The following is a 16,456-nucleotide window of genomic DNA, read 5'->3' as shown; positions in this document are numbered from 1 at the left end:
CAGGAGACACGCCCATGTTCTTCCAGGTCCCCGTCATCGACATCACGCCGTACGTCGAAGGCGGTGAAGCGTCGGAACGTGCGCGGGTGGCACGGGAGTTGGACGACGCCTGCGCTCGCGTCGGGTTCATGCAGATCCTCGGGCACGGCATCCCCGACGAGACGGTGGACGGCCTGACCGCCGCCGTCGACGGCTTCTTCGGCCTGCCCCTGGAGGTGCGGAAGAGCTACCGGGTCACCGGTGCGAACCGCGGCTACAGCCCGCCCAAGAGTGAATCCCTCAGCTTGAGCCTGGGCGTGGAGTCGGCCGGGCGCATGAACGACTTCTTCGAGGCGTTCAACATCGGCACCGAAGCCCGCTCGTTCCCCGGACTCGACCTGTCCGAGGACGACTATGGACTCAACGTCTGGCCCACGCAGGTCGACGGCTTCGAACCGGCCGTGCTGAGCTACTTCGCCGAGGCCGGCCGCGTGGCCCGCACGCTGACCCATGTCTTCGCGGACGCCTTGGGGGAGCCGGCCGACTTCTTCGAGTCGCTGACCGACCACTCCATCGACGTACTGCGCATGAACAACTACGCCCTCCCCGAAGGCACCGTCACCCTCGACGGCGATCTGACGGGGATGGGTGAGCACACCGACTTCGGCCTGGTCACCGTGTTGTGGGCGGACCAGGTCGCCGGGCTGCAGGTGCTCGGTGCCGACGGGGCCTGGCACGATGTGTCCCCCGTCGACGGCGCGCTCCTGGTCAACCTCGGTGATCTCACCGCCCGGCTCACCAACGACCGCTGGATGTCCACCCTGCACCGGGTCAAGCCGCCGATCGTGGACGGCGGCATCGTCCGGCGCAGGTCGGCCGCCTACTTCCACGACGGCAACGTCGACGCGGTCATCTCCACGCTGCCGAGCCACCTCACCGCCGCCTCCGACGCGTGCGCCTACGAACCGATCCTCGTGCGCGACCACATCAAGGCGAAGCTTGCCGGGTCCCGGCAGGGCAAGGCGAACGCGGCGGCCGTCCGGGAGGCGGCGCGGGTGCGTGCGGCCGGGTCCGGTCCCGTCACGCCTGGTCGAGCCGGGCGCGGATCGCCGCCAGGGCCTCGGTGATGTTCGCCTCGGCGGCCGCCTTGTCGATGCCGAGCCCGGCGAGCGTGCCCGTGCCGCCCTCGGCCTCCAGGAGCGAGAGCAGGATGTGCTCGGTCCCGATGTAGTTGTGCCCGAGCCGCAGGGCCTCGCGGTAGGTGAGCTCGAGGACCTTCTTCGCCCCGGCGTCGTACGGGATGAGGTCGGGCACCTCGCCGACCGCCGGCGGCAGCGCCTCGGCGACGCTCTCGCGGATCGCGTCGAGCGAACTCCCCTGCGCGACGAGCGCCTTCGCGGCGAGGGCGTCCGGTTCGGTCAGGAGGGCGAGCGTCAGGTGCCCGGGTCCGATCTCGTCGTTCCCCGCGGCGCGGGCCTCTTCCTGCGAGGCCATGACCACGTTCTTCGCCCGGTCGGTGAAGCGGTTGAAGCCCTGCCGGGGGTCGAGGTCCGACATCTCACCGGGATCCTTGGCCACGAACCGCTTCTGGGCCGCCTGCCGGGTGACCCCCATGCTCTTGCCGATGTCCGTCCATGAGGCGCCCGAGCGGCGCGCCTGGTCCACGAAGTGCCCGATCAGATGGTCGGCGACATCGCCCAGGTGGTCGGCTGCGATCACGGCGTCGGAGAGCTGGTCGAGGGCGGCCTCGGGGTGGGCCTTCTTGATGGCCTGGATCAGGTCGTCGAGGCGGATGGGCTGGGTGGGTTGCGTCATGTGTCAACGTTAGGTTGACAGCGGAGGGGGCGTCAACCCTCGGTTGACATCTTTGCGGGCGGCGCCGCCGCACGGTCCGTTGGTCAGCTTCGCGCCCGCCAAGCGCCGGGCGTATGTCCGAAAGCGCGGCGGAAGACGTCGATGAAGGCGCTGCTCGATGCCCAGCCGCAGCGGTGCGCGACCACGGTGACCGGGGTGTCGTCGGCCAGCAGGCACAGGGCGTGGTGCAGGCGCAGCTGGGTGCGCCACTGAGGGAAGCTCATGCCGAGTTCGGCCCGGCAGAGCCTGGTGAGGGTGCGGTCGCTGACGCCGGTCGCGGCGCCGAGCCGGGCCAGGGTCCGGGAGTCCGCCGGGTCGGCGCGGAGGATGTCGCACACCGCGACCAGGCGTGGATCGCGGGCCGCCGGTACGTGGACGGGTTGCTGGGTCGAGTGGCGGAGCTGGTCGAGCAGGACGGCCCGCAGGCGCCGGCGCTCGGCATCGCGGCCGACGGGCGGCTCGGGCTGCCCGGTGTACGCGATGATCAACTCGCGGAGCAGCGGGGCGACTTCGAGGACGGCGGGCCGGTCGAGGCGCAGTGGGTTGTCCGCCACCGGCAGGCCCACCAGGTGCAGGTCCGTGTCACCGTACGCGCGGTGCTCGTGGACGGTTCCCGCGGGAATCCAGATGGCGCGCGTCGCGGGGGCGACCCAGCTTCCCGCGTCGGTGGTGACCGACAGGACTCCGTGGCCCGCGTACACGATCTGGTGCTCGTCGTGCCGGTGCGCGTCGACCTCCGCGCCCGCACGGAGGGGGAGGAGACCGGTGGTCGCACGTGGGGTGTGGCGGATGTTCGGCACGAATGGGGATTTTAGCGGGAGCGGGACGCGTGGCCGGGACGCGTGGCCGGGGCCTCGCGACCGAGGCGTCAGCAGTCCGCCAGGACGCGGTCGAGCGTGGCCCGGCCCGCCACGCCCCAGGTCCGCTTCCCGCCGGGGAGCCCTTGCTCCCCGGCGCGCCCGATGTGGATGAGGCCGACGGCGCGGAGCAGCGCCCAGCCCCGGGCGCGCCTGACGGTCGCCTCGTCCGCGAGGGCGTAGGCGTCGAAGAACCGTGACGCCGCGCCCGCGGGGAGGAGCAGCCAGGCCGCCGAGAGGTCGGTCGCGGGGTCTCCCGCGCAGAGTTCGCCGAAGTCGAGCACGCCGGACAGCGTGCCGTCGGAGCCGACGACGTTCGCGGGATGCAGGTCGCCGTGCAGCCAGACCGGTGGGCCTCCCGGTTCGGGGGCCGAGACGGCGTCCTCCCACAAGTCACGTACACGGGAGGGAACTTCACTGAACGTGGCGAGGGCCTTGAGGCCTTCGTCGAGTCCCGGCGCGTAGAGGTGGAGAGGCAGGCCGCGCGTCGGGTTGACCGGCGCGTCCGCGGGCGCCTCCACATGGAGCGCCCGCAGGAACCGGGCCAGCGTTTCGGCCGCGTGGTCACCGCGGTTGAAGGGAGTGCGGTCGGCCGGTTCGCCGTGCACCCAGGCCGTGACGGTCCACGGCTTGGGGAAGCGCGTGGACGGTTCGCTGATCCGCAGGGGCGTCGGCACCGGCAGGGGCAGGCGTGCGGCCAGGCCGGGGAGCCAGTGGTGCTCCTTGCGGAGCAGATCCGGGGCGCGCTCCGTGCACGGGATACGTACGGCCAAGTCCTCGCCGAGCCGCCACAGTTGGTTGTCCCACCCGCGTACCGCCCCATGGAGGTCGAGGCCGGCGAGGTCCGGGTGCTGCTCATGGAGCAGGGAACGGACCAAGGACTCATCGATCTCTACGAGGTCACCCATGTGCGGAGTACCCATCCCTCGGCGTGCTGGTGGTCGGCGGACGAATATACGCTTCACCGCTTCCGTCCCCGGCTCGTACGCGCGCCGCCCGCGACCGCTCCGCCCACCGCACGGCGGGCCCCGTCGCGAGGCTCGCCCCGACGAAGATCCCGCCGAGGACGAACCAGCCCGGCACGCCCCACACCACGAGGAGCGAGGTGAGCAGGAGCGGGCCCAGGGTGCGGGCGACGGGAACTCCGGAGCCGAAGAAGCCCTGGTACTGGCCCACTTGATGGGCGGGCGCCAGGTCGAAGCTGATCTGCCAGGAACCCGCGGACTGCTGCATCTCGGCGATGACCTGAAGCGCCGCCCCCACCACCAGGACCGCCACCGTGGCCCACACCGGGAGCCCCGCCGCCGAGAAGGCGAAGACCGCGCACGAGGCGAGCATGACGAGGCCGGAGCGTCGTACCGCGCGGGTGGCCGAGCGCGGGCCTTCGACGTCCCGGGCCATGCGGACCTGGAACGCCATCACCGCAAGGGTGTTGAGGACGAAGAGCGCGGAGACCAGCCAGCTCGGCGCGTTCGTGCGCTCCAGCACCCACAGCGGGATCGCCAGGCTCAGCAGCGGCATCCGCAGCAGCAGGACCGCGTTGAGGGCGGTGATGACGGCGTACGGCCGGTCGCGGAGCACGGCTAGGCGCGGCTCGTCCTTGCCGCGCCCCACGGACGGCGGCACCGCGGGCAGCCGCAGCAGCACCAGCGCGCAGAGCAGAAAGCTGACCGAGTCCAAGGCGAAGACCGCCAGATACGCCTCGCGCGTGTCGTGGTGCAGGGCGATGCCGCCGAGGGCCGCCCCGACGGCGAGACCGGCGTTGAGCGTCGACTGGAGGTGGGCCAGGACGCCCGTGCGAGCCCCTGGTGTGACCAGACCCGCGAGCAGAGCCTGGCGTGCCGCGGCGAGCCCGCACTGGGCGACCGCGTACAGGCAGGCCGCCACGAGGAACAGGGCGAAGGAGCGGATGAACAGGAAGGACGCCACCGACGCGCCGGTGGCAAGGGCGAGCAGCACCGCCGTACCGCGCGGCCCCTTCCGGTCGGCGAGCGCGCCCAGCGGGACCCCCGTCACGGAACCGATGGCCCACGCGACCGTGAGCGCGAGCCCGATCTGGGTGGGGGAGAGGCCGACGACGCGGGTGAAGTAGAGGGCCGAGGTCACGTAGTAGGCGCCGTCGCCGAGCGAGTTGCACAGCTGGGCGGTGGCGAGCACGCGCGGCGCTCCCGCGGGCGGCAGGATCTGGATCGGCACGACGCTCCCGGAGCAGGCGGCCGTTGGGCCGGTTCCTTCGCTGACGGGAGGAGGCTAGCCAGCCGAATGGTCCGGACCGTGGACCATTCGGGGGCCTTGGGCGTGGGCCAATTCTCAGCCCGGCCGCCGCACCATGAAGACGTCCACGGGGTCCTCGTCCTCCACGCCGAAGCCATGGCGCTCGTAGAGACGCCGGGCCGCACTGCCCTGCAGGACGTTCAGGCGGACGAGGTCTCCGGCGGTGTCGGTCCGGTCGAGCAGCCCGCGGAGCACGGCCGATCCCAGGCCCCGGCCCTGGAGGGCGGGGTCGAGGTAGAAGTGTTCGAGCCACTGGCAGCCGTCGGCCGGCCGCAGGGCGACGCAGCCCGCGAAGGCGCCGTCGACGAGGACGACCGAAGTGTCCCGGGGCGCGTAGGCGTCCCGGAACCTCTGGCGCACCCGATGCTCGTCGAACCGGCCGAGCCGCTCCAGATCCGGTCGCATCACCGTCGCGCGCAGCTCGGCGATGGTCTCGACGTCGGTGGGCTCCGCGGCCCGCAGCGTCCACTCCTGGGCGGGCGTCGCCGCGGCCCGCGCCTGCTCGGGGTGCGTGGTCATGACCGGAAGTATCCCTGGTCACCGCCTGACGGCAGGGGTGGGGTCCTGCCGTCAGGCGGCGGTCTCGGTCCGTCAGAGGGTCCTTCCGTGGGCCCCTCAGCGGGTCCCTCAGCGGGTCCGTCAGCGGGTGACCTGCCAGCTGAGCGAACCGGTCATCAGCTTGCGCAGCTCCGGGGCGCGGACCGCCTTGTTCCGGTCGGTGGCGCGTGCCGTGACGGTGTGCGCGCGGCCGTCGGCCGGTACGCCGAGTGCCTTGAGGGTCACGCTGCCCGCGCCCCGTGCCTTGCGTGCCTCACGGCCGTCGACGTACCAGCGCAGGTCGCTCTGGGAGGACGCCTCGACGCGGATCCGCCCGGTGCCGCGCACCTTGCGGTCGGTCGGGGTGGCGGAGGTGAGCACAGGTGCGTGCTGGTGGAAGCCCGCGATCATCGCCTCGCGTCCCGGCAGATTGAACTCGCGGCCCAGGGTGCGCATGATCGAGTCCTCGGTGGGGCGGTTGAGGCCGTGCCCGTGATAGCCACCGCCCTCGTACGCGCCGACCGTGCCCCCGTCAGGTGACGCCTGGCCGAGCCAGCGATGCCACTTCACCTTCTGCGCGGCCATCTCGTCGGCGCTGAGCTTGGTGAGGTTGGACTCGCCGGGCTCGGGGCCGGTGTAGGTGCTCTCGTCGTACCAGTACTCGTCGGCCAGCTTGCCGAAGGAGTGGCCGGTCTCGTGGACGGCGACCTGGTCCGAGTCGGGGTGGTCGGAGGAGGCGGTGCCGATGCCGTCGTACCCGGACGGGGAGGTGATGTCGTTGTAGCCCGCGCCGCCGTACTTGGTGGAGTTGCTGAGCACGATGACGAGATCGGGGTCGGCGGCCCTGCTCGCGTACGCCTCGACCTTATTGGTGTCGACGCACAGCAGCCGCTCTGTGCCGTCGCAGAAGAAGGCCGAGTTCAGGGCCGTGTTCTTGCGGACGTCGCTCGTCGGGTCGCCCGAGACGCCGGAGTCCTGCGAATGCGCGTCGACGGCCCAGACGTTGAACAGGTCCTCGTACTGGGCGTACGGCTCGACGGCGGCCATCTCCTTCCACTTGGTGCGCACGTCGGCGTGGAAGTCCTCCTGCTGGGCGGCGGTGTAGCCGTCGCCGATGAAGACGACGTCGACCTTGGTGTCGCTCGCGCCGGCCTCCACGATCGGCAGGACGTCGCCGTCGTCCTGGACCGTGGCCCGCTCCTCCTTGGTGAGCGGGGCGGAGGCCGGGACGTCGGTGTGGCGGGGGTGGCTGTCGGGGCCGGTGAAGTACTCGACCTCGACGCGTTCGGTGTCCCGAGCGGCGGCCGGCGCGCTGCCGTCCTGGCCCTGGCTCTGGCCTTGGCCCATGGCGACCGGTGCGGTGACGGCGAGCGTCGCGGCCAGAGCTACTCCGGTGGCGACAGCGAGCCGCTTGCGGGACGTGCGGGGTATGCCGGATATGCGGGAAGCGTGTCTACGCATGAACGATCTCCCGGGATCAGCGCGGACCGAATCGCCGAAACACGGCAAGTCCGCGATATAAGTGGGGGGTTAAGGGAGCTTAAGGCGCGGTTCAATGTAGGGGCTGAGGGGAAGCCAGGCAATGCCTGGGACGCAAGGTGCGTGTGTGAGGGCCGAGTTGGGGACAGGCGCTGCCACCTCCGCGTGCTCCAGACCTGGATGAAGCGCGCTCGGACGCGGGGCCGGACCGGAGGGAAAAAGATGACAGGGAGCGGATCAGGAGGCGTACGACCGGACGAGCCCGCGGAGATCGGGCGTCGCGTGCTGCGGCTGCGTACGGAACTCGGCCTCACCCAGCGCCAGTTGGCCGAGCCCGCGTATACGCCCGCCTACGTCTCCACGCTGGAGTCGGGCAAGGTGCGGCCCTCCGAGGCCGCCCTTCGGCATTTGGCGCAGCGGCTCGGTGTCACTCCCGAGGAGCTCGCGACGGGACGCCCGGCCCGCCTCGCCGCCGAGCTGCGCCTGCGCCTCACCGACGCGCGGCGCGCCCTGGCCACCGGCTCCCCCGAGGACGCCGCCCCCCTCTTCCGCGCGCTGTGCGCCGAAGCCGTCGAGCACGCCCTGCCCGAGGAACGGGCAGCCGCACTCCTCGGCCTGGGCGACTGCCTCCTCGAATCCGGCGACCTCGACGACGCACACGAGTGCTTCACCTCCGTGGAGCGGCTGCTCGCCGACGAGCCACTGCCGCGCCGCGTCCCCGCCATCCGCGGCCGCGCCAACGCCCACCGCCTCACGGGCGAACTCCGATACGCCTGCCACCTGTTGGAGACCGCGCTGGACCAGCTGAACGCCTCGGGACTGCATGACCCCGACGCGCTGCTCCTGCTCTACTCGGCGTCCATCGCCCCGTACATGGACATGGGCGCACACGAGCGGGCCGCGCACGCCGCCGAACTGGCCCTGGCGCTCGCGTCGCGCGTGGAGGACCCCGCCCTGCTCGCGGGCATGCACCGCGGGGTGGCCCGTACGCTCATCGCCCAGGGCCGTGTCGCCGAGGCCGACGCGTCCCTCGCCAAGGCCCAGGACCTCTACCAGCAACTCCACATCCGCACCGAACTCGCCCACTGCCACTGGATGCGCGGCTATGTGTACGCCCAGGACGGCGACCTGGAACGCGCCGAGCACGAACTGCGCACCGCGCACGACATGCTGACCGCCAAGCGGGCCGCGCTCTACGCCCACCAGGTCGAGGTGGAACTCGCGGACGTGCTGCGCAGGCGCGGCAGGACCGAGGAGGCCGAAGCGCTGCTGCGGCCGCTCCTTGCCGCCGGTCCGCGGGCCACGGAGATCCCGGCCCTCCGGGCCGGACACGGCGCGGTACACAAGGGCGCCGCACACCGGCTGCTCGGACTCATCGCGGAGGAATGCGGTGACACGGAGGGCGCCGAGGAGCACTACCGCGCCGCCTTGCCGCTGCTCGAACGCGCGGGCGCGGCCGGGGACATGGCCGGCCTGTGCTGTCTGCTCGGCGACCTGCTCCGGCGCACGGGACGCACCGAAGCCGCCATGGACGCCTACCGCACCGGCCTCGCCCGGCGGACCACTCCGGGCACGACGACGCTGGGACCCGCGCCCGCGCCGCCGCCGATGTGAGGGGCCGTCGGCGGGTCGCCGGGCGATTGTCCGGCTTTTGTCACGGTGCTGTACGAGCGGACAACCTGATGTCCGCTCATGTCCGTCCGCCTGCTAAAAATACGGGCGGCACAGGGACGCGGACCACCTTGTGCGCATCCATCGCACCATTCTGACAGTTGGCCCGAGAGGGCCGCAGGGGGAAGGCACCAGCCTTGATGAACCACGCACGCACGACCGCCGCAGTCCTGGCCACCGCAGGGGCCCTCACGGCCGCTCAGCTCGGCCTGGCCGGATCGGCGTCAGCGGCGGACGCGCCGAAGGCACCGAAGGCGTCGACCGCCTCGGCGACCAGCGCCGGCTGCCCGATCGACATCGTCTACACGTCCCGGTTCTACATCGGCGCGGGTGGTTGGGTGAAGGGCGACGGCCTGTACTTCGGCCTCAAGAACAAGAGCACCAAGAGCTTCAAGAAGGTCACCTTCACCGTCAGCAACGTCAAGAACGTCCGCTTCGGTTCGGCGAAGGCGAAGGGCGGCAAGATCACGCACAAGACCTCGAAGACCATCTCCGTCTACGACAAGAGCCTGGCGGGCAAGGCCAGCCTCGGCGTCAGGGTCAAGACGCGCCTCCTGAACACCAGGTCGTACAAGGTGAAGTTCAAGGTCCACGGCAACGGCTGGAACTGCGCCGTAAACCAGGGAACTTGGGGCGCCTGAGCACCAAGCACCACGCACCACGCGCCCGCGGAACCCGGTTCACTCCGGGGCCCGCGGGCGCACCCGTCTCCGCCGGAAATTGCCGGCCCTCGCTAACCTCGGGGGATGTCGCGCAGCGAGAAGAAGGCCCGCCGTCTTGTCGTCGGCGAGGAGGTCTTCCTCTGGACCGTCGGCCACACCCACCGCACGCTGCCCGGCGGAGGCTTCGAAGACTGCTGCGAAGTCCTCACCCTCCGACAGCACCAGGCGCCGGGGCGGCTTCGCGTGCTCTTCCGGGAGGGCCCCGGCAAACTCGTCCCCGACGGATATCTGCACTCGGGGGCCGTCGGCACCGCGGAAAGCGGCCGCTATGTGAACCTGCACGAGCCGGGCGCCGTCAGGGCCCTGCTCGACGCGGCGATGGCCCAGGGGTGGCGTCCGGACGATCCTGCTCGGCGTGAGCTGGACGGCTGGGTCTTCTTCGAGGCCGTCGCAGCCCGCACCAGGGCCCCACTAGGGCCAGGCGAACGTGATCGCGAGTAGCATCCGCACCGTCGGCGGTTTGTACGTGGGTCTACCGAAGCTCGGGAGCGGTCAAGTGGACGAGGCAGCGCAGGCGGGGCTCGGCGCGGGGAAGTACCTCCTGGTCACCAGCTACCGCAAGAACGGCACTCCGGTGCCGAGCCCCGTCTGGGTGGTCCAGGACGGTGCCGCACTCGGTGTCTGGACGGCCGCGGACTCCTGGAAGGTCAAGCGGATCCGCAACCGCGCCGACGTCCTGATCGGCCCCTGTGACCTGCGGGGCAACCCCACCGGCAAGCAGGTCCCCGCCACGGCCGAGATCTGCGACCCGCAGGAGACCGCGCGCTACCGCACCCTCATCGCGCGCAAGTACGGCCTGATCGGCCGCCTCACGCTGCTCGGCAGCAGGATCCGGCGCGGCACGAAGGGGACGGTCGGCATCCGGATCACCCGGGCGGAGTGACACCCCGGTCCGTCGGCGTCAGGTCATGCTCGGCTCCGGCCGGGTGGCCATCTCGTCGCGGAACTCGACCGCCGCCTCCCGCGCCTGCCGCAGCCCGATCCGCGCGAAGTCTGCCTCCAGTACGTCGAGTTCGGCCAGGGTCTCGCTGCGGTCGTGGCCGAGCCGGGCCCGCGACTTGACCAGACCGAGCCGGGACAGGGCCGCGCCGCGCGGCTCCCGCATGGCGTCGAACTCCTCCAGGGCGATGGCGTACATCTCCCGTGCCTCGGCATAACGCCCGTCCCGGTAAAGGATGTTGCCGCGCATCTTGTGGTTGTAGGCGAGCGCGCTCGCCAGATCCATGGCCCGGCAGATGACCTCCGCCTCCGAGAGCAGCGCGAGCGCCCTCTCCGTCTCGCCCCGCAGCGAGAGGACGTCGGCGACCCCGCGCAGCGACCAGGCGCGCCCCCGCGCGTCCTGGGCGTCCGCCGAGATCCTGACGCACTCCTCGAACAGCTCGAGCGCCTCGGTGTAGTCGCCGGTGTTGCGCCGCATCTGGGCGATGCCGGACATCGCCCACACCATGTGCCGCGCCTCCCCGTGCTTTCTGCCCTGTTCCAGAAGCTGCTCGTGCAGCGCGGCCACCGCCGCGTAGTCCCCCTGGATGCGGCCCGTCTCGGCGAGCCCGGCGAGCGCGTAACCGTGCGCGAGCCGCTCCCCGCTGTCGTCGGCCAACGCGACTCCCCAGGCCAGCAGCCTTCGCGCGAGCCGCAGTTGGCCGCATTGACGGGCGAGCGTGCCGCCGCTCCACAGCGCCCAGGCCATGGCGCCCCCGTCCCCCGCGACGCGTGCGCTGCGATAGCTGTGGCGCCAGGCGGAGCCCGCGTCGTCCACCTGGCCGAGCCGCCGGTTGGCCTCGGCCAGGGCGAGTGCGGCGCGCGCCCTCTCCAGTGCGGTGTCCGCCTGGGAGAGGGCGCGGTCCGCCGCCGTCAGCACCTCCTCGTAGGAGGAGTTCACCCCGAGTGCCGCGCCCAGCTCGCCCTGGTACTCGGGCGCGAATGCCTTGCCGTGCATAGATCCATGACCTCTCGATCAACTCCGTACGTCGGTCTCCGTACGTTGATCAAGAAGCTACGAGCGCGGCGGGGTGCGGCGAATCCCTCCGCGTATGGGTCATTCCGTACGACTCCAGGGCTACGGGAGAGGCCATGGTCATCATCGGGATGTACGGGGAGGGCGTGACCCGCGGTCGTCAGCCGGCCACGTGCGCCGCGTCGTCCGCGTTGTCCGTGTCGGCCGCGTCGTCCGTGTCGGCCGTGTCGTCAAAGACGGGCATGTCGTCGAAGACGGCGACAGCCTCAGAGGCCGCAGCGACCGTGGCCGTGGCGGGACCCGCGGCGGCCGAGCCCGCCGTCGCCGTCTGCAGCGCCGTGATGCACGCGGCGATCGACTTCTGCAGCTCCTCCAGGCGCAGCAGCATGTCGTCCTCGTAGATGTCGTCGACCTCGGCGTCGTCGAAGGTCAGCTCCTCGAAGACCTTCGTCGCCTTCTGCAGGCTGCTGTAGAACTTCGCGCGGCGCTCCTGCACCCGCAGCTGCGGGTCGCTCTGGACGGTCTGGGCGACCAGGTCCTTCACGGTGTCGTACGCCTCGCGCGCCCACTCGCCGGAGTCCTCGCCGTCGTCGAGCTCGTCGATGAGGGACAGGTGCCGCTCGGCCTCCTCCTTCAGCTCGGCGGGCGCGTCGATCAGCTGGCCCGCCGGCGTCTTGACCTGGCCCTTGTCGACGATCTGGCGGACGTAGTCGACGCGGTCGCCCGCCTTGGCCTCGGCCGCGACGGCCTTCTTGAGGTCGTCCGCCCGCACGATGTCGCGGACGAGCTCGGTGCGCAGCGCCGGGTCGTCGTCGAGCCGGTCCATCAGCGCGCGCCGCGCCGCCTCGGCGGTGCCGGGGTCGGCGAGGATCGCGGCCCGCAGCGCGGTGGGGTTCTCGGCGACCTCCAGGGCCTTGGTGGGGCGGATGCCCTCGGCCTCGGCGGCCTCCGTGATCGCGGTGCCGCGCGGGGAGAGGGCGCTGGAGCGGGAGGCGTAGTACGTCAACCAGGCGTCGGAGTCCGGAAGTTCGATGTCCTCGCCGGGCGTGAGGGCCTCGAAGAGGGGTACGAGACCGTCGTCAGCGGCCTTGTCCCAGGCCTTGTAGTAACGCATGACGCGCTCGGCGGAGCAGCCGGCCAGCTCGCTGAACTCCTTCGCCGAGACCTTCGGCGTCTCGTCGGCCCCCTGTCCGCCGGGGCGCACGCTGCGCGCCACCTTCAGGGCGAAGGCCCAGCCGCCGGTCCGTGCGTAGGCACCGAACTCGCGGGCGTCCCGGGCCACCGGCTCGGAGACTTCCGGCGGCGTGGCTGCTTCAGACGGCGCGATGGCAAGAGTCACGAAGGTTCTCCTGGATGGTGATGACAAGTATCTGAGAGCTGACTCGACACCTTATCGCCTCTATTGAGGTGGTATGAGGGCGAGTTGTTCTCGGGTGAACAGGTGTCCCACCGTACGGAGGCGAATCCTCCGGTGACCTGCGACTTGATGTGGGTCCTACACATCCTGATCACATCTCCTCCCCGAGGATGACCCTGCGTGCACGGCACTACAGCGCCCGTGGGCTGACAGTCCGACTCTGAGTCTGACTTCCGGGCCGCAAGGGGCCAGGACCATTGAAGGGAACCTGCTGACCTGCCGAAACCGACGGGAGCCCCTTCGCCGTGGCTACGTTCCTCTACAAACTGGGCCGCCTCGCCTTCCGGCGACGCCGCTATGTGGCACTGATGTGGGTGGTGCTGCTGGCCGGCGTCGGCTTCGCCTCGGCCACCGCACCCGCACCGCCCGAAGACTCCTTCTCCATGCCGGGGACGGAGTCCCAGAAGGCCTTCGACCTCCTCGACGAGAAGTTCCCGGCGGCCAGCGCCGAGGGCGCCACCGCCCGTGTCGTCATCCGCGCCCCCGAGGGCGAGAAACTGACCGCGTCGGGCCCCAAGGGCGACGTCGAGAAGCTGGTCAAGACCCTGGGCGCGGGCCCGCAGGTCAGCGAGGTCGCCGACCCCTTCAAGGCCAACGCCGTCAGCAAGGACGGCACCACCGCGTACGCGTCCGTCACGTACAAGGTGGCCGCCCCCGAGCTGACCGACAAGGCGCGTGACGCGCTCACCAAGGCCACCGACGACACCCGCAAGACGGGCTACACCGTCGAGACCGGCGGCGACGCCGTGATGGCGGAGCAGGAGATGGGCGGCACCGCCGAACTCATCGGCATCGCGGTCTCCGCGGTCGTCCTGCTCATCACCTTCGGCTCGATGATCGCCGCGGGCATGCCGCTCCTCACCGCCATCATCGGCGTGGGCATCGGCGTCTCGGGCATCGCGGCCCTCGGCAGCGTCTTCGACCTCTCCGCCATGACCGGGACGCTCGCGATGATGATCGGCCTCGCCGTCGGCATCGACTACGCGCTCTTCATCGTCTCCCGCTACCGGGCGGAGATCGCCGAGGGGCGCGAGCCGGAGGAGGCCGCGGGCCGTGCCACCGGGACCGCCGGCTCCGCCGTGGTGTTCGCCGGACTCACCGTCATCGTCGCGCTCTCCGGCCTCGCCATCGTCAACATCCCGATCCTCACCAAGATGGGCCTGACCGCGGCCGGCACGGTCGCGATAGCCGTCCTGATCGCCCTCACCATGATCCCCGCGCTGCTCGGGTTCGCGGGCAAGAAGGTGCTGCGCCGCAAGGACCGCAAGAAGCCCGTGAGCGAACTGCAGGACCCGAACGCCAAGCCGAAGCTGGGCACGCGCTGGGCGCGCTTCGTGCTGCGCCGCCCGATCCCGGTGCTGCTGCTCGCCGTGGTGGGCCTCGGTGTGGTCGCCGTACCGGCCACCAGCCTGGAGCTCGGCCTGCCCGACGAGGGCACGTCGGCGCCGGACACCACGCAGCGCAAGGCGTACGACATGCTGTCCGAGTCCTTCGGCGCCGGCTTCAACGGCCCGCTGATGGTCACCGTCGACACCGACAAGGACAAGGGTGCCGCCGCCGCGGCCGATACCGTCGGCAAGGAGATCGCCAAGATCGACGGCGTCGCCGCCGTCACTCCGGCGAACCCCAACAAGTCCGACGACACCGCGATCTTCAATGTCGTCCCGACGACCGGTCCCAGCGACCACAAGACCGAGGGCGTCGTCAAGGAGATCCGCTCCACGGTCGACGGGCTCGGGGACAAGACGAACTCCGAGGTCCTGGTCACCGGTGCGACCGCCATGACCATCGACTTCTCGCAGACCCTGGACGACGCGCTCCTGCCCTACCTGGGACTCGTCGTCGGCCTGGCCTTCCTGCTCCTGATGCTGGTCTTCCGCTCGATCCTGGTGCCGCTCAAGGCGGCGCTCGGCTTCCTCCTCTCGGTGGCCGCCGCGCTCGGCGCCGTCGTCGCGGTCTTCCAGTGGGGCTGGCTCGCGGACATCGTCGGCGTGGACCAGCCGGGCCCGATCATGAGCATGATGCCGATCTTCATGATCGGTGTGGTCTTCGGTCTCGCCATGGACTACGAAGTGTTCCTCGTGACGCGCATGCGTGAGGCGTACGTCCACGGGGCGCGCTCCGGCGAGGCCGTCGTCACCGGTTTCACGCACGGCGGACGTGTGGTCGCCGCCGCGGCGGTCATCATGATCAGCGTCTTCTCCGGCTTCATCATGGAGAACGACGACATGATCAAGATGATGGGCTTCGGTCTGGCCGTCGCCGTCCTCTTCGACGCCTTCGTCGTCCGCATGGCGATCGTCCCGGCCGTGCTCGCCCTCCTGGGCAACAAGGCCTGGTGGCTGCCGAAGTGGCTCGACCGCGCGCTGCCGAACGTCGACGTGGAGGGCGAGAAGCTGCACAAGCAGCTCGGCGACTTCCCCACGGCGCGCCGGGAGGACGAGGACCGGGAGCTGGAGTCCGTACGCGGCTGAGTACCTGACACTCCGCCAGGAGTACGCGCGTCAGCCCGGTGACCGATCACGGTCACCGGGCTGACGCCTGTCCGGGGCGGGGACGACAGGACGGCAGGGATCAGCGGTCCTCGAAGACCATCCAGACCTGCCCGCGGGCGAAGGGCATCCGTTGCCCGTTGGAGAGCGTGAAGGTCGTGCCGCCCTCGGGGCTCGTCCGCTTCCAACGGGTCTGGTACGCCTTGCCGTCGCGCAGGACGGTCGCCCGGCCGCTGCCGACGGTCTTGATGTAGGGCGTCGGGGCGCCGTTGACGTCCTTGTAGCGCGACGGGGGCATGCTCACACGCTGGATGACGATGGTCCGCGCGCCCAGCTGCGCCCCCGAGCTGCTGCGGGCCGGGGCTCCGTCGAAGGACGCGAGCCAGCGGCGCTCACCGGGCGACCAGCTGAAGGTGTGGCTGGCCGACGCGTATCGGACGGTGCGTGCCGCGGTGCGTGAGCCGCCGGCCGGGGCAGGCCCGAAGCGGAAGCCGATGTCGGCGGCGTGGTCGGCCTTCGGGGCCGAGCGCAGCACTGCCTCGGGACGGGCGAAGAGGTTGTGCGGGGCCGGCCGGCTGCCGTCGCGGAAGTAGGCGCCGGGGAGGCGGCCGTGCGGGCGGGTGTAGAGCGGCGACTGCCGGAGCATCTTGTTGAGCGAGCTGCGCACCCCCGAGTAGGCGAGCGCCGGGCGGCCGAACTGCCGCAGCAGTTCGACGTCGGACTCCCGGGCGCTGCGCACCGGACCGACGGCCTGGGGGAGGCGGCTGGAGTACACCCCCATCAGCCGGCTCATGCCGCCCTCGACCTTCTCCACGTACACGATGTCCGCCTGCGCGAGGCCGGTGTGCGGCCTGGCCATGCGCGCGTTGTCGAACTTCACCGCGAGCACCGGGCCCTGCTGTGCCCGCATCCCGGTGAAGGGCGACCTGCCCTGCCCCGGCTCCCCGGCGTCCGCCGGTGTGCTCTCCTGCGCGGCCCCCATGGTGAGCGCGCCCACGGCCACCGTGGCCAGGAGCCTCGTGCCGATGCGGGTGCGGCGGCGGGCCCCGCTCCCTGATCCGGCCCGATCCAAACGAGAGGCCCTTGCTGTCATCGCGCTTCTCCGTCCGTCCCCGGACGCGCGGTCCCGGGACCAGTTCGTTCCTGGCAGTGGCAGCCGCAGTCCTTCCTCCGGGGTGGGCGCGGTGAACCCCGTTAGGGCCATCCAGCCGCCAGGACTC

15 protein-coding genes are annotated in these 16,456 nt (G+C 71.2%); 6 read left to right on the top strand and 9 right to left on the bottom strand.

Translation table 11 applies throughout. From position 1 onward, the window contains the following. Nucleotides 1-14: 14 nt before the first annotated feature. A complete protein-coding gene (locus AB0I66_RS08940; RefSeq protein ID WP_363207083.1) occupies nt 15-1,106 on the top strand; it encodes a 2-oxoglutarate and iron-dependent oxygenase domain-containing protein in 1,092 nt (363 codons plus the stop codon). On the opposite strand, the gene AB0I66_RS08935 is transcribed toward AB0I66_RS08940, so the two are convergent. The 6 genes from AB0I66_RS08935 to AB0I66_RS08910 all read right to left on the bottom strand — a co-directional run bounded on the left by AB0I66_RS08935 (nt 1,060) and on the right by AB0I66_RS08910 (nt 6,962). Beyond that, complete coding sequence (locus AB0I66_RS08935) at nt 1,060-1,794, bottom strand: Clp protease N-terminal domain-containing protein (RefSeq protein WP_363207082.1); 735 nt, start codon at nt 1,792-1,794, stop codon at nt 1,060-1,062. The two genes, AB0I66_RS08940 and AB0I66_RS08935, sit on opposite strands and share 47 nt — an antisense overlap. Before the next feature lie 83 nt (nt 1,795-1,877). Beyond that, complete coding sequence (locus AB0I66_RS08930; RefSeq protein WP_363207845.1) at nt 1,878-2,624, bottom strand: helix-turn-helix transcriptional regulator; 747 nt, start codon at nt 2,622-2,624, stop codon at nt 1,878-1,880. Between the two features lie 77 nt (nt 2,625-2,701). Then, on the bottom strand, nt 2,702-3,598 hold the full coding sequence (locus AB0I66_RS08925; protein WP_363207081.1) for an aminoglycoside phosphotransferase family protein: 897 nt from the start codon (nt 3,596-3,598) through the stop codon (nt 2,702-2,704). Beyond that, complete coding sequence (locus tag AB0I66_RS08920; protein WP_363207080.1) at nt 3,591-4,886, bottom strand: MFS transporter; 1,296 nt, start codon at nt 4,884-4,886, stop codon at nt 3,591-3,593. Before AB0I66_RS08920 ends, AB0I66_RS08925 begins: the two co-directional genes overlap by 8 nt. Nucleotides 4,887-5,000: 114 nt before the next feature. Continuing rightward, the gene (locus AB0I66_RS08915) at nt 5,001-5,483 is read right to left on the bottom strand and encodes a GNAT family N-acetyltransferase (protein ID WP_363207079.1); all 483 of its coding nucleotides are present in this window, start codon (nt 5,481-5,483) and stop codon (nt 5,001-5,003) included. A gap of 120 nt (nt 5,484-5,603) precedes the next feature. Beyond that, nucleotides 5,604-6,962 (bottom strand): M64 family metallopeptidase, encoded by a 1,359-nt coding sequence (locus AB0I66_RS08910; RefSeq protein WP_363207078.1) that lies wholly within the window; start codon nt 6,960-6,962, stop codon nt 5,604-5,606. 240 nt (nt 6,963-7,202) lie between these two features. Here AB0I66_RS08910 and AB0I66_RS08905 point away from each other — a divergent pair, with 240 nt between their 5' ends. The 4 genes from AB0I66_RS08905 (at nt 7,203) to AB0I66_RS08890 (ending at nt 10,256) form a co-directional block, all read left to right on the top strand. After that, nucleotides 7,203-8,594, top strand: a complete 1,392-nt coding sequence (locus AB0I66_RS08905) for a tetratricopeptide repeat protein (protein WP_363207077.1) — start codon at nt 7,203-7,205, stop codon at nt 8,592-8,594. Between the two features lie 197 nt (nt 8,595-8,791). Beyond that, entirely contained in the window at nt 8,792-9,292 is a 501-nt protein-coding gene (locus AB0I66_RS08900) for a hypothetical protein (protein ID WP_363207076.1), read from the top strand. A 105-nt stretch (nt 9,293-9,397) separates the two neighbouring features. Then, nucleotides 9,398-9,814, top strand: a complete 417-nt coding sequence (locus tag AB0I66_RS08895; protein WP_363207075.1) for a hypothetical protein — start codon at nt 9,398-9,400, stop codon at nt 9,812-9,814. A gap of 55 nt (nt 9,815-9,869) precedes the next feature. Next, the gene (locus tag AB0I66_RS08890; protein WP_363207074.1) at nt 9,870-10,256 is read left to right on the top strand and encodes a PPOX class F420-dependent oxidoreductase; all 387 of its coding nucleotides are present in this window, start codon (nt 9,870-9,872) and stop codon (nt 10,254-10,256) included. An 18-nt stretch (nt 10,257-10,274) separates the two neighbouring features. Here the strand turns inward: AB0I66_RS08890 and AB0I66_RS08885 are convergent, their stop codons facing one another. Further along, nucleotides 10,275-11,309 carry a tetratricopeptide repeat protein gene (locus tag AB0I66_RS08885; RefSeq protein WP_363207073.1) on the bottom strand — a complete coding sequence of 345 codons (1,035 nt, stop codon included), beginning with the start codon at nt 11,307-11,309 and terminating at the stop codon, nt 10,275-10,277. A 178-nt stretch (nt 11,310-11,487) separates the two neighbouring features. Then, a complete protein-coding gene (locus tag AB0I66_RS08880; protein WP_363207072.1) occupies nt 11,488-12,666 on the bottom strand; it encodes a hypothetical protein in 1,179 nt (392 codons plus the stop codon). A gap of 323 nt (nt 12,667-12,989) precedes the next feature. Between AB0I66_RS08880 and AB0I66_RS08875 the strand changes: the two genes are divergently transcribed. Next, nucleotides 12,990-15,218, top strand: coding sequence for an MMPL family transporter (locus AB0I66_RS08875; RefSeq protein WP_363207071.1), 2,229 nt, complete (start codon nt 12,990-12,992; stop codon nt 15,216-15,218). A 100-nt stretch (nt 15,219-15,318) separates the two neighbouring features. On the opposite strand, the gene AB0I66_RS08870 is transcribed toward AB0I66_RS08875, so the two are convergent. After that, on the bottom strand, nt 15,319-16,329 hold the full coding sequence (locus AB0I66_RS08870; protein WP_363207070.1) for a DUF3048 domain-containing protein: 1,011 nt from the start codon (nt 16,327-16,329) through the stop codon (nt 15,319-15,321). Between the last annotated feature and the right edge of the window lie 127 nt (nt 16,330-16,456).

Source organism: Streptomyces sp. NPDC050439 (assembly GCF_040655335.1).
Classification (GTDB): Bacteria; Actinomycetota; Actinomycetes; order Streptomycetales; family Streptomycetaceae; genus Streptomyces.
Note: the sequence above shows the minus strand (reverse complement) of the source record. Positions and strands in the feature narration are given on the sequence as shown.